General features: G+C 66.1%; 11 protein-coding genes and 1 tRNA gene. 6 read left to right on the top strand and 6 right to left on the bottom strand.

Annotated elements, in window-relative coordinates:
• Position 1: 1 nt before the first annotated feature.
• From pdeM to QU595_RS01720, 3 genes are read right to left on the bottom strand one after another with little or no spacing between them, the layout of a single operon-like run.
• A complete protein-coding gene (pdeM, locus tag QU595_RS01730; protein ID WP_315918551.1) occupies positions 2–715 on the bottom strand; it encodes a ligase-associated DNA damage response endonuclease PdeM in 714 nt (237 codons plus the stop codon).
• Positions 712–3,384 carry a ligase-associated DNA damage response DEXH box helicase gene (locus QU595_RS01725; RefSeq protein WP_315918549.1) on the bottom strand — a complete coding sequence of 891 codons (2,673 nt, stop codon included), beginning with the start codon at positions 3,382–3,384 and terminating at the stop codon, positions 712–714. The genes pdeM and QU595_RS01725 overlap by 4 nt, the downstream gene beginning before the upstream one ends.
• A gap of 41 nt (positions 3,385–3,425) precedes the next feature.
• The gene (locus QU595_RS01720; protein ID WP_315918548.1) at positions 3,426–4,331 is read right to left on the bottom strand and encodes a methyltransferase; all 906 of its coding nucleotides are present in this window, start codon (positions 4,329–4,331) and stop codon (positions 3,426–3,428) included.
• A 106-nt stretch (positions 4,332–4,437) separates the two neighbouring features.
• Here QU595_RS01720 and QU595_RS01715 point away from each other — a divergent pair, with 106 nt between their 5' ends.
• Complete coding sequence (locus QU595_RS01715; protein WP_315920650.1) at positions 4,438–5,448, top strand: ligase-associated DNA damage response exonuclease; 1,011 nt, start codon at positions 4,438–4,440, stop codon at positions 5,446–5,448.
• Between the two features lie 99 nt (positions 5,449–5,547).
• Positions 5,548–7,146 carry a cisplatin damage response ATP-dependent DNA ligase gene (locus tag QU595_RS01710; RefSeq protein ID WP_315918546.1) on the top strand — a complete coding sequence of 533 codons (1,599 nt, stop codon included), beginning with the start codon at positions 5,548–5,550 and terminating at the stop codon, positions 7,144–7,146.
• Positions 7,147–7,158: 12 nt separating this feature from the next.
• On the opposite strand, the gene QU595_RS01705 is transcribed toward QU595_RS01710, so the two are convergent.
• Positions 7,159–8,280 carry a hypothetical protein gene (locus tag QU595_RS01705; protein ID WP_315918544.1) on the bottom strand — a complete coding sequence of 374 codons (1,122 nt, stop codon included), beginning with the start codon at positions 8,278–8,280 and terminating at the stop codon, positions 7,159–7,161.
• 256 nt (positions 8,281–8,536) lie between these two features.
• Here QU595_RS01705 and QU595_RS01700 point away from each other — a divergent pair.
• The 3 genes from QU595_RS01700 to QU595_RS01690 all read left to right on the top strand — a co-directional run bounded on the left by QU595_RS01700 (position 8,537) and on the right by QU595_RS01690 (position 10,132).
• Positions 8,537–8,612: transfer RNA gene (locus QU595_RS01700), tRNA-Thr, on the top strand.
• Positions 8,613–8,931: 319 nt separating this feature from the next.
• Positions 8,932–9,153 carry a hypothetical protein gene (locus QU595_RS01695; RefSeq protein ID WP_315918543.1) on the top strand — a complete coding sequence of 74 codons (222 nt, stop codon included), beginning with the start codon at positions 8,932–8,934 and terminating at the stop codon, positions 9,151–9,153.
• A 682-nt stretch (positions 9,154–9,835) separates the two neighbouring features.
• On the top strand, positions 9,836–10,132 hold the full coding sequence (locus QU595_RS01690) for a DUF982 domain-containing protein (RefSeq protein ID WP_315918541.1): 297 nt from the start codon (positions 9,836–9,838) through the stop codon (positions 10,130–10,132).
• A gap of 108 nt (positions 10,133–10,240) precedes the next feature.
• Here QU595_RS01690 and QU595_RS01685 read toward each other — a convergent pair whose 3' ends face one another.
• Positions 10,241–11,110, bottom strand: coding sequence for a prephenate dehydratase (locus QU595_RS01685; RefSeq protein WP_315918539.1), 870 nt, complete (start codon positions 11,108–11,110; stop codon positions 10,241–10,243).
• A gap of 2 nt (positions 11,111–11,112) precedes the next feature.
• The gene (locus QU595_RS01680; RefSeq protein ID WP_315918537.1) at positions 11,113–11,853 is read right to left on the bottom strand and encodes a 3-deoxy-manno-octulosonate cytidylyltransferase; all 741 of its coding nucleotides are present in this window, start codon (positions 11,851–11,853) and stop codon (positions 11,113–11,115) included.
• 193 nt (positions 11,854–12,046) lie between these two features.
• On the opposite strand from QU595_RS01680, the gene QU595_RS01675 reads away from it, so the two are divergent.
• Entirely contained in the window at positions 12,047–12,781 is a 735-nt protein-coding gene (locus tag QU595_RS01675; protein WP_315918536.1) for a c-type cytochrome, read from the top strand.
• The last annotated feature ends 92 nt before the right edge of the window (positions 12,782–12,873 follow it).

Below are 12,873 nucleotides of genomic sequence, written 5' to 3'. Positions count from 1 at the left end.
TTCAGCCCGGCCGCAGCATGCCGCCCGAAATGGCGAAGACCCGTGCGGCCCCCAGCATGTAGGCCATCAGGCTCTCGCGGCGGAACAGGCCGGCATAGGCTCGGTCCAGCACGTTGAGCGACCCGGTATAGGCGCCGAAGGCCGGCATGATCATGCGCGCGCCATCTGCCGCGAAGCAGCGGCGGCGCACCGAGCGGCCGCGCTGCACGATGCGCGCGCAGGGGTGCAGGTGGCCGGCGATCTCGCCCTCGATCGGCGTCCGCGACGGCTCGTGGCGAAAGACCAGCGCGCCGAGCGCCAGTTCCTGCACGGTCTCGCCGGGAAGATCGGCGGGCGCCTCCGGATCGTGATTGCCCGCCACCCAGAACCACTCGCGACCGGCCATCAGCCCCTCGAGCCGTCCGCGGAACGCCGGATGCAGGCGTGTCGCGCCCTCGCCGTCATGGAAGGAATCGCCGAGACTGACCACGATGGCGGGCCGGTAGTCGGCGATGGCGGCCTCCAGCCGCAGCAAGGTGGCCGCCGTGTCGTAAGGCGGGATCAGCGCGCCGCGCCGGGCGAGCGACGACCCTTTTTCCAGATGCAGGTCCGACACGGCCAGAAGCCGGAATTCGGGAAAATAGAGCACGCCGCGCGCATCGCACAGCGCGCGCTCGCCGGCGATGCCGACAAGGCCGGCGTCCGTGGTCGAGATATCGCGCAGAAATACCGTCATCTGTCCCTCAAGGTGCGGCGCCCGTAGTCGGCGGTGCCGACACCGCCCTTTCCGGGCCTCGTCGCGGTCCCGTGCAGCATCACGGTCGGTCCGTTGCGCGCGGGCGCGCCATCGTCGGCCGCTCCCATTGCTTCCTCGACAAGATCGGCCGCTTCCATCAGGAGGCTCTCATTGGCGTCGCCATTGACCGACTCGCGGCCGATCTCCAGCATCACCGGCACGGCGAGCGGCGAGATCTGCTCCAGATGCTTATGCACGATTCGCCCGCGGATGCGCGAGAGCATGTCGGCAAGCCTGCTGACATCGAGCAGGCCGGCGGCTGCGTCCGCGCGCGTCGCCTGCAACAGGATGTGGTCCGGCTCGTGGCTGCGCAGCACGTCGTAGATCAGGTCGGCCGAGACCGTCACCTGCCGGCCGGTCTTTTCCTGGCCGGGGAATTTCTTCTCGATCAGACCGGAGATGACGGCGCAGGTTCGGAACATGCGCTTCAACATCCAGGAATCGTTCAGCCAGGCTTCCAGGTCGTCGCCCAGCATGTCCTCGTCGAACAGTTCCGCAAGCGAGGGCTTGCCGGCCTTGAACAGCGCGCCCATATCGTCCAGCGCCCAGACGGCGAGCGAATAGTCCGTGGCGACGAAGCCGAGCGGCCGGGCGCCCACGCGCTCCAGCCGGCGGGTGAGCAACATGCCGAGCGTCTGGTGCGCCAGCCGTCCCTCGAAGGGGTAGCAGACCATGAAATGGCGGTCGCCGCGCGGGAAGGTCTCGACCAGAAGGTCGCCGCGCTTCGGCAAGACAGACTTCTCCTTCTGCATCCGCAGCCAGTCCGACACCTGCTCAGGCAGCGTGCGCCAGCGCTCGGGATCGGCCAGCATGGCCCGCACCTGGTCGGCCAGATAGGTGGAGAGCGGAAATTTGCCGCCGGCATAGCTCGGCACGATGATCTGGGCCCCGCCGCCGGCCGAAACGATGCATTCGTTCTCGCGTATGCCTTCGAAGCGCAGCACCTTGCCGGCGAACAGGAAATTGTCGCCCGGACGCAACGTCTCGGCGAAATACTCCTCCACCTTGCCCAATATGCGGCCGCCATGGCCGGCAATCCCCCGGCTTTGCCGCACATAGCGCACGTTGAGTTCCGGCATCTCGACGATGGTGCCGACATTGAGCCGATATTGCTGGGCAATGCGCGGATGCGTCACCCGCCACAGCCCCTCCTTCGTCTTGCGAATGCGGGCGTAGCGCTCGTAATTCTGCAAGGCGTAACCGCCGGTGGCGACGAAGTCGACCACGCGGTCGAAGGTGTGCCGGTCCAGCCCGGCATAGGGCGCGGCGGAGCGCACCTCGTGGTAAAGCCGGTCGGCGTCGAAAGGCGCGGCGCAGGCCGTGCCCAGCACGTGCTGCGCCAGCACGTCAAGCGCGCCGGCAAGCAGCGGCGGCGTATCCTGCGCGCCGAGATAGTTGGCGTCGAGCGCGGCGCGGCATTCCAGCACCTCGAAGCGGTTGGCGGGGATGAGGATCGCCTTGGAAGGCTCGTCCATGCGGTGGTTGGCGCGGCCGATGCGTTGCGCCAGCCGGCTGGCCCCCTTGGGCGCGCCGACATGGACAACGAGATCGACGTCGCCCCAGTCGATGCCGAGGTCGAGCGTCGAGGTGGCGACGATCGCGCGCAGCGCATTGTCGGCCATGGCCTTTTCGACCCGCCGCCGCTGGCCGACATCGAGCGAGCCATGATGCAGCGCGATGGGCAGCGAATCCTCGTTGGCCCGCCACAGCTCCTGGAACAGCATCTCGGCCTGGCTGCGGGTGTTGACGAAAAGCAGCGTCGTCCGGTGCCTTCGGATCGCCTCATAGATCTCGGGAATGGCGTAGCGGGCGGAATGCCCGGCCCATGGCACGCGTTCCTGCGATTCCAGGATGGAGATATCCGGCTTGGCCCCGCCTGAGACGGTCACCAGGCCTGCAATGTGGTTGGCCGCGTTCTGCGAAACCAGCCAGCGGCGCAGCTCGTCCGGTTCGGCCACGGTTGCGGACAAGCCAATGGCGCGCAGGCCCGGAACGAAACTGCGCAACCTTGCCAGGCCAAGCGAAAGCAGGTGCCCCCGCTTGGAGGTGACCAGCGAATGAAGTTCGTCGAAGATCACATAGCGCAGGTCCTCGAAGAAGCGCTTCGCGTCCGAGCCTGCGATCAGCAGCGCAAGTTGCTCCGGCGTGGTCAGCAAAATGTCGGGCGGCGCCAGCTTCTGGCGCTGGCGCTTGTGTGCCGGGGTGTCGCCGGTGCGCGTCTCGATGGTTATGGGCAGGCCGATCTCGGCGACCGGCTTGCCGAGATTGCGCTCGATGTCCACCGCCAGCGCCTTGAGCGGCGAGATGTAGAGCGTGTGGACCCCGCGACGCGCTTCGCCCGGCTTGCGTTTCGGTCGTGCCGCCAGTTCCGTCAGCGTCGGCAGGAAGCCGGCAAGCGTCTTGCCGGCGCCGGTCGGCGCGATCAGCAGCGTCGATTGCCCGGCCTGCGCGCGCGCCAGAAGTTCGATCTGGTGGGCGCGCGGCGACCAGCCCTTCTGCGCAAACCATTTGACGAACGGTTCGGGCAAAAGCACGGCGGCGGTTTCTGCGGTATCGGTTTCGCCGACTGGGCTAGGCTTCGCGGTCACGCACCAGAGGTAGCGCGGCATGGCTTGATCGCCAAGCGAAATATAGAACAAAAGGGGATCGGCTATCGCCTCGCAACTACGACCAGCCCGACGATCGGCTCGCCGCGATCCTGCCGCAGGATCCTTTCCTCCAGGGACAGAAGCGACAGTCCGTTGGCTTCCAGCAGACGCCGGACATAGTTTTGCGAATGCGCGTAGCGGCGCGAGGGCTGAAGCGCGAAGTCGCCGTCGCCGGCCAGCTTCTCCAGCGTGAAGGCGAGCAGACCGCCCTCCTCCAGAAGACCGGCGGCGGTGGCCATCACCTTGTCCAGCGCTCCCAGATAGATCAGCACATCGGCGGCAACGACGAGGTCAGCCTTCGGCCCCTCATAGGAAAAGGCCGAAAGGTCGGCCTTGCCGAGGTGGTCGTAGATGCCCTTTTCGGCCGCCTTGCGCAGCATGCCGGCCGACAGGTCGTAGCCTTCCAGCCGCCCGACGTGAGGGCGCAGCTTCTCTCCCATCAGGCCGGTGCCGCAACCGAGATCGAGCGCCAAGCCGAAGCGCCGCTCGCCCTGCGCGCGGATCGCTTCCAGCAGGTGATCGGGCGCGCTGTAGCCAAGCTTGCCGACCAAGGACGTGTCGAAAGTGCCGGCATACTGATCGAACAACGCTTCCACGAAGGCGCTCGGCGCGGCATCCGCCGGCGGAGCGCGACCGATCAGCACGAGCCGCAAAGTTGCGCCGGGACGGTCCGCCGGCTCCAGCTCGAGCACGCGCGTCCAGGCCGCCGCCGCCCCGTCCACATCGCCCAACGCCTCCTGCATCTCGCCCAGCCGGAACCAGCCGAACACCCAATGCGGCGCCAGTTCCAGCGCGCCCTGCATCAGTTCGACGGCGGCGGCGAGATCGCCGGTTGCGAACAGCATTTCCGCGTAGTCGGCGCGACGGTCGGCGATCACGTCGCCGGACGAGGCCTGGAGCGGTTTCATGTCGATGGGTTCCGCCGGCGGGGATCGCCGGGACGCTTCCTATGATCCAGAACCACGCGCTTTTCAACGGGCTTCACGCGGCACGGAAAAAACCTATCTTTCGGTGATGCGTGCCCGCGACCTGCTCTGCCCCCGCCCCGAAGGTCTTTACTGTCCGCCCGGCGATTTCTTCATCGATCCGGTGCGGCCGGTCGCACGCGCGCTGATCACCCACGGCCATTCCGACCATGCCCGCGCCGGCCACGGCGCGGTGCTGGCGACGCGCGAGACGCTCGACATCATGGGGCTGCGCTATGGCGAGGATTTCGCCGGCTCCACACAGGCCGCCGCGCTTGGTGAAACCATCATGCTGGACGGCGTCGCCGTCACCTTCCACCCGGCCGGACACGTGCTCGGCTCGGCCCAGATCGCCGTGGAGCGGGACGGGCTCCGCATCGTCGCCTCGGGCGACTACAAGCGCACGCCCGATGCCACCTGCGCACCGTTCGAGGTGGTGCCGTGCGACGTGTTCATCACCGAGGCGACCTTCGCCCTGCCGGTTTTCCGCCATCCCCCGCCGCAGGAGGAGATCGCGCGGCTGCTGAAATCGGTCGCGCAGTTTCCCGAGCGCACGCATCTCGTCGGCGCCTATGCGCTCGGCAAGGCGCAGCGCGTGATGAAGCTGCTGCGCGGGGCCGGCTACGACAAGCCGATCCACGTCCATGGCGCCCTGTCGAAGATCAGCGACTATTACCGGCAACGCGGCGTGGACCTCGGCGAACTGGAACCGGCCACGGTCGAGACCGGAACGAAGCGCGAGTTTGCCGGCGCCGTGGTGATCGGCCCGCCAGCCGCCTTCTCCGACCGCTGGGCGCGGCGCTTTCCCGATCCCATCGCCTGCTTCGCCTCCGGCTGGATGCGAATCCGGCAGCGGGCGAAGCAGCGGGGCGTGGAACTGCCGCTGATCATTTCCGACCATTGCGACTGGGACGAGCTTTGCGCCACCATCACCGAGACCGGCGCTTCGGAAGTCTGGGGCACGCATGGGCGCGAGGAGGCGCTGGTGCGCTGGTGCGAACTGCAAGGCATCGCCGCCCGCCCGCTGCATCTGGTCGGCTACGAGGACGAGGGAGATTGATGCGCCACGACCGCCGCGCGATCGCTTTCCCCCACCCCTTCTGGCCCGAGGGGACGCAACAAGTGGCGAACCACGGCGAAGTGGCGAGGCATATTTGCCATGAACCGTTTCGCTGAACTGCTCGACCGCCTCGTGCTGACGCCCTCGCGCAACGGCAAGCTGCGGCTGCTGACCGACTATCTTCGCGAGACCGAAGATCCCGATCGCGGCCTTGCGCTGGCCGCCATCACCGGCGACCTGTCGATCGCGGCGGTGAAGCCGGCAATGCTGCGGGTGCTGGTGGCGGAGCGCATGGACCCGGTGCTGTTCAACTATTCCTACGACTATGTCGGCGATCTCGCCGAGACCGTCTCGCTGGTGTGGCCGGCGCCGGTCGACCCTCCTGCCGGGCACCACATGACGCTGGCCGAGGTGGTGGCAAAGCTTCAGGCGGCGAGCCGCTCCGACGGGCCTGCCGTGCTGGCCGGCCTGCTCGACAACGCCACCATCCCCGCCCGCTTCGCCATCATCAAGCTGGTGACCGGCGGGCTGCGCATCGGCGTCTCCGCCCGCCTCGCCAAGCAGGCCCTGGCCGATCTCGGACCGGTCGAGGTGTCCGAGATCGAAGAACTGTGGCATGGGTTGGAGCCGCCCTATACGGAATTGTTCGCCTGGCTGGAGGGCCGCGCGCCCAAGCCGGAGCGCGCCGCCAAAGCGCTGTTCCGGCCGGTGATGCTGGCCAACCCGATCGGCGACGGCGACCTGGAAAAGCTCGACCCTGCCGATTATGCGGCCGAATGGAAATGGGACGGCATCCGCGTACAGGTAGCATCGGAGGGTGGTGTGCGCCGGCTCTATTCGCGCACCGGCGACGACGTGTCCGGCGCCTTTCCCGATCTCTTCGCCGCAGTGGATTTCGATGCCGTGCTGGACGGGGAGCTTCTGGTGGGAACGCCGTCGGCGACCGGCACCTTCTCCGACCTGCAGCAGCGGCTGAACCGCAAGACGGTTTCACCGAAGATCCAGGAGCAATATCCCGCCTTCGTGCGCTGCTACGACCTGTTGCAGGTCGAGGGAGAGGATGTGCGCGGCCTGCCCTTCCGCGAACGCCGGGAAAGGCTCCGCGACTTCGCGCAGAAGCTCGATCCCATGCGCTTCGACCTGTCGCCGCTGGTGAATTTCAGCGCGTGGGGCGATCTGGAGGCTTTGCGCTCGGCGCCGCCGCATCCCATCATCGAAGGGGTGATGCTGAAACGCTGGGATTCACCCTATCTCGCCGGCCGGCCGAAAGGGCCATGGTTCAAGTGGAAGCGCGACCCACATACGGTGGACGCGGTGCTGATGTATGCCCAGCGCGGCCACGGCAAGCGCTCCAGCTTCTATTCCGACTATACGTTCGGCGTCTGGTCTGGACCGGAGGGCGCGGAGGAACTGGTGCCGGTGGGCAAGGCCTATTTCGGCTTCACCGACGAGGAACTGCGCCAGATCGACAAATATGTGCGCGACAACACCGTCGAGCGTTTCGGCCCGGTGCGTTCGGTGCGCGCCGACCGGCGCAGCGGGCTCGTGCTCGAGGTTGCCTTCGAGGGGCTCAACCGCTCGACGCGGCACAAGTCCGGCGTCGCGATGCGCTTTCCGCGCATCTCGCGGCTGCGCTGGGACAAGCCGGCCGCCGAGGCCGACCGCATCGAGACGCTGCAGGCGCTGCTCGACGAGTAGAACGGCCCGGTGCTATTGCTGCACCGACACCCGGATCGAATAGATGTCCACCGACTTGCCCTGCTTGTCGAAGTCGGAATTGACGGCGATCGTGCCGGCGGCGCCCGGCTGCTTTTTGGGAAACTCGACCTCGAACAGATATTCGTTGCGCTCGTGGCCGACCGCGTAGCGCTTGCGCCCGCAATCACCCAGTTCGCCGAAATTGCAGTCCACCGACATCTGCGTGTCCTTGCCGTCCTCGGCGCGGGCGATGATGTCGAAGATGGCGTGCTTGCCGACGAGCTGTTCAAGCACGCCCTGGCCGACGTCGAAGCTGACCGCCGAACCCGAAGCGCCCGACTGGATGCGCAGGAAGGAGCCGGTATCGTCCTTCATCACCTGCGCCTTGGCGTCGGAGGGCGCGGTGACGGCCGCCGGGTCGTCCGGCGAGAACACGTTGATCCAGTTGCGGTCCTGGTCTGCCTCGCCGGGCCTGAGGGGCGCCGAGGCATTCTGGTCCGGCGAATAGTCGTCGCCTTCCACGGTCGGCGTCGGCGACGGCGGCTGGCCGAGTTCCTCCAGCGTCTTGAACGCGCCGGTCTGCGTGGCCCACCACAGGCCGATGCCTATGGCGGCAAGCAGGGTCACGCCGAAGAAAATGGCGGTAAGCGGCAGCCGGCGACCGTGGATGCGCCGGGCATCGCGGTCGGGCGCCACCTCGGCGATCTCGTCGGGCGCGGGACCGGGCGGCGTCCGGTCCGGCATGATGTCGGGCACAACGGGCAGGACGCCGGATGCCGGCGCATCGGCCCTGGCCGACTCGCGCTCCCCGTCCAGCGTCGGCATCTGTGCCGTGCGCTCACGCGGCGGCATCGCTCCGGAACCGCCGCCCGCCGGCTCAACGGCCGGCGCATCGTCGGCGGAGGCTTCCGGCGACGGCCCCACCGCCGGCAGGAATTCCGATTCGATCTCGGCGATCTTGGCCTGCATGGCCTTGCGCCGCTTGATCGCCGCTTCGACGGTGACGCCGGGATTGGCCATCAGCGCCCGATCGAGCGCGGCGAAGGCCGAGCGATAGACCTTCTCGCGAAAGGCGCGATCGTCGGCGTTGCCCTTTTCGAAAGCGTTGCGGATCGCTTTTTCGATCGCGTCCAAACGAGATCCCCTTTCGCGCGACGGCCAGGTTGCATGATGGTTAGCCGCAGCCACGCCGTCAATCAACGGGCCGCGCATCATTCATGCCGCTCCAGACATGCAAGCGGCGGTTTTTCTACCGCTTTCTTGTCTCGAGATCCGCCGGCCCGTCACGGCGAGCCGCGCGCGGTTGCGCGCAAATCGCAGAAAACCATCTTGAATTCGCGCGGGGTTGCGTCTATCACCGCCGCATTCTGGCGGGTTCCAGCCTGCCCGGGCCGCTTTAGCTCAGTTGGTAGAGCATCGCATTCGTAATGCGAGGGTCGCGTGTTCGAGTCACGCAAGCGGCACCAGATTTCCCACAATGCTCCAGACCGCGATGGGCACAGGCACGTCCCGGCCATTCTTGCGGGCAAGCCGCCGGCAACCCAGGCGAGCAGGATGCAACCTGAGAAAGCGTTAAACTACCGCTAGTTGACAAACTGGCCGTTCGAGCGGAAAATTCGCCCGCTCAGATGTACGTGGGCCCTCATCCCGTGGGGGCAGTTCATCCGGCCTGGGCCTGAACGCAAGCTCATCGTTTGCGCGCGGGCTCGGCTATATCCATTCCATCCTATCCCGATCCCGCATCGTCCAGTTCAACCGCGTCGAACAACGGGGATAGAGATGCGTATGAGAGTGAGACCCGCCAAGCGCGAGGGAGCCAACAGGATCATCTTCGACAAGGAACTCGGCGGCGATGCGATAAGCTTCGGTCCGGAAGGGATCGCCATCTCGGTCACCGCCGAATCGCTGCACAAGAAATCACGCTATCGGGACAATTCGAGCTATCGCTACGACATCGTTCTCTCAGCCGCCGAGATCGCGGAACTTGCGCGTCAGATCGGCGCTTGAACGACGAAAATGAGGCGGGACAAGCCTGCATCCGCGCAGGGCGGGACAGCGCGGGCTTGTGTCAGGGCACACCGGATTCCATCGTCGGCACATGCCTGCCATGAACGGCGCCGCCGGATCGGGCGTGCGGCGCGCCGCACCATACTTCACACGAAAACAGGCGCTTGCATTTCGGCGCGGCAGCAGGCTGGCCACAAAACCGTTCATAAAAAAGCAATAAAGGCCTGAGATCGTCGCAAGAGCGGGGGCTTACAGCCCTGGGATTCGCGCGTGCAAGATTTACTGATCGTGGTCGTACCCATGCTTCTGGCGCTGGGCGCGACGATTTGGATCGACTCCTTCTAGCCCATTTTCGCAACCGAGGCGGCATCGCCCGGCGTCGCGCAAATATGCCAAAGCAAAATCAACAGGCAGGGAGCGGCCCGAAGCCGGATAGCTGCCGTTTCAGAGCCACAAGTTTCCGACCGTTCGCGGTACCAGCGCGCCGCGCGCCTTCTCCCTTTTGATGATGCATCCAAGCCCTCCGGCGCCATGGCGCCGGCGGCCGGCGCAGGCGATGATCGGTCATGACCTCACAAACGCGTCGCCATCTTTCTTCATTTGTGACGGACCCGATCAAGCTGTCGCCCGTTTCCTGCGCTGCAAGGAGCTTCCCACGACCCCATGAAAGGAGTGCGATTTCATGACTGATTCCAAGTTCGCCAAGCCTGTATCGGTTTTCGTCGGACTGGGCTTTCCGCACGAGGTTACGGGAGTGCTCGACGCCTATCGCCTGCTTCTGGAATGGAGCGGAATCCCGGACATGGATCGCGACGGCGCACTCGAAACCTGCCGCAAGGCGCTCAATGGCGGCCGTACCGCCGAAGAGGCGCGGCGCGCCTTCGAACGTTTCGCCCACAACAAGGGCATCCTTGCCGAGGAAGCGATCGACCGGGCGGCCTCCAATTTCGCCGCCGAATGGGCCCGGCCGCGGGCCTGAAGCCAACCACATCGCCGACCGGCGATTGCTCCAGAAGCGCGTCGCAACCTTTCAGGTTCGCCGACGCGCTTTGCACATATTCCGGAAGTTTGCCTGTCGAGGCGGGCCTCAGGCTTCCACCTGTTTGCGTCCCTCGCGGAAATCGCTGGCGCGATAGACGCCCAGGATGCGCACCTCGCGCGAAAAGAAGCGCAATTCCTCCAGCGCGCGCGCCACGGGCGCATCGTCCGGATGGCCTTCGACATCGGCGTAGAACTGCGTGGCGGTGAACTCGCCGCCCAGCTGGTAGCTCTCCAGCTTGGTCATGTTGACGCCGTTGGTGGCGAACCCGCCCATGGCCTTGTAGAGCGCGGCCGGAACGTTGCGCACCCTGAACACGAAGGTGGTCATCATCTTCACCGCCGGGTCCCGACGTTCGGCCCAGTCCTTGCCTTTGGAAAGCACGACGAAGCGGGTGATGTTATCCTCGGTGTCCTCGACATTCTCCTCGATGATGTCGAGCCCATAGAGCGAGGCGGCGAGTTCGGGCGCGAGCGCGGCCATGGTGCGGTCCCCCTCCTCCGCCACCAGCTTGGCGGCGCCCGCGGTGTCGCCAGCCACGATAGGCTTCCAGCCGTTCTTGCGGATGTATTTGCGGCACTGGCCAAGCGCGTGGATATGGCTGTGGACGCTTTTGATCTCCTCGCGCCTCACGCCGGGCAGCACCATGAGTTGGAAGTGGATGGGCAGGAAATATTCGCCCACGATGTGCAGCTTCGATTCCGGCAGCAGGTAGTGGATGTCGGCCACCCGCCCGGCGATGGTGTTCTCGATCGGGATCATGGCGAGGTCGGCCTTGCCGGTCTCGACCGCGTTGAAGGCATCCTCGAAGGTCGGCCGGGGCAGCGGCTCCATGGACGGGTAGACGTTGCGGCAGGCGGTGTCGGAATTGGCGCCCGGCTCGCCCTGGAAGGCAATTCTGTTGGTCTTTTCCGCCATGCTCAGGCCCTGCCCCGGTTCGATAGGATTTGTCGCGCACGTTCGAGATCCTCGGGCGTGTCGACGCCGAGCGGAACGGAACGCACGATCTCTGCATCGATACGCATGCCGGCTTCCAGCGCGCGCAACTGCTCCAGACGCTCGCGCTTTTCCAGCGGCGAGGGCTTCAGCGTCACGAACCGTTCCAGCGCGGCGCGGCGATAGGCGTAGAGCCCGATATGATGATAGAGCGGCCCCTCGCCCCAGGGTGCGGTGGCGCGCGTGAAATAAAGCGCCCTGAGCCGGGTTTGCGAACGGGGCGAGCCGACGATCTTGACCACGTTGGGGTTGGTCTTTTCCTCGTCGCGCGTAATCTCCACGCCCAGCGTTGCGATGTCTACCGCCGGATCCTCGAAAGGCTTCAGAGCCGCGCCTATAAGTTCCGGCTCGATGGTCGGCAGGTCGCCCTGCACGTTGACGACCGTATCCACGCTGCCATCCGGATCGATGGCCGTCAGAGCCTCGAAGATGCGGTCGGAACCCGATTCGTGATCGGCGCGCGTCATCGCCGCCTCGAAACCTGCCGCCCGCACCGCCTCGGCCACCGCCGACGTGTCCGTCGCGACGACGACCCGGCCCAGACCGCTCTCGGCGGCACGGCGCGCCACATGGACGATCATGGGGGCTCCGGCGATATCGGCCAGCGGCTTGCCAGGCAGGCGCGTGGAAGCCATGCGGGCGGGAATGAGGATCAGCGTCGACATGTGCGGCAGGACGGCGAGGCTAAGTGGAAAAAAGTGGCAAAACGTCTCATAGGATGCGTCCTTATAGGTGTTGCAACGAAAGAGCAAAAGACCTAGTTTCCGCCCGATTTGACCGCCTCCCTTCGGGAGCGGATGGAGATGCCGTCGGTCCGTCAGGACGGGTCGGGTCCGACGGAAAAGGGAGCAGGGGTGAATGGACTCTTTTGAAATCAACAAAGTACTCGGTGGACTGCTGGGAACCTGCTTCGTCGTCTTTTCGGTAGGCATCGTTTCCGACTCGCTGTTCGCCTCGCCGACTCCCGAAAAGCCCGGCTTCGCCATCGAGGCGGCCGAGCCGACCGAAGGTGCCGGCGGCGGAGCCGCACCGGCGGCCGAGAAGCCGATCGCCGACCTGCTCGCCACTGCCGATCCCAAGGTCGGCGAAGGCATCTTCAAGAAGTGCCAGGCCTGCCACTCGGGCGAGAAGGGCGGCCCCAACAAGGTCGGCCCGGACCTGTGGGACCTGATCGACCGTCCGGTCGCCGAGCATGAGGGCTTCTCCTATTCGGCCGGCATGAAGGATTTCTCCAAGGGCGGCCAGGAGAAGTGGACCTATGAGAACCTCAACCACTTCCTGACCTCACCGAAGAAGTTCGTGAAGGGCACGGCGATGGGCTTCGCCGGCCTGCCGAAGGAAGAAGACCGCGCAAACGTCATCGCCTATCTGCGCACGCTTTCCGACAATCCGAAGCCGCTGCCCGCGCCCGGCGCGGCACCGGCTGCTGCCAGCGACGCCTCGGCCAAGCCGGCCGAAGGCGCCAAGCCTGCCGAAGGTGCCAAGCCCGCGGAACCGGCCAAGCCTGCGGAAGGTGCAAAGCCGGCAGAAACGCAGCCTGCCGCGCCTGCGGAAAACAAGCCGGCCGAGGCCAAGCCGGCACCGGCGCAGTAACGCCGCTTTTTCCGACTGTCTTCATGAAAAAGCCGGGTTCTGCCCGGCTTTTTCTTTTCCCGCGCCCCGCGCCCGGTTCCCACACCGGCAGA

This window comes from Mesorhizobium sp. SP-1A, from assembly GCF_032460275.1.
Classification (GTDB): Bacteria; Pseudomonadota; Alphaproteobacteria; order Rhizobiales; family Rhizobiaceae; genus Mesorhizobium.
The sequence above is the reverse complement of the archived record's forward strand: the minus strand, read 5'-3'. Positions and strand labels throughout refer to the sequence as shown.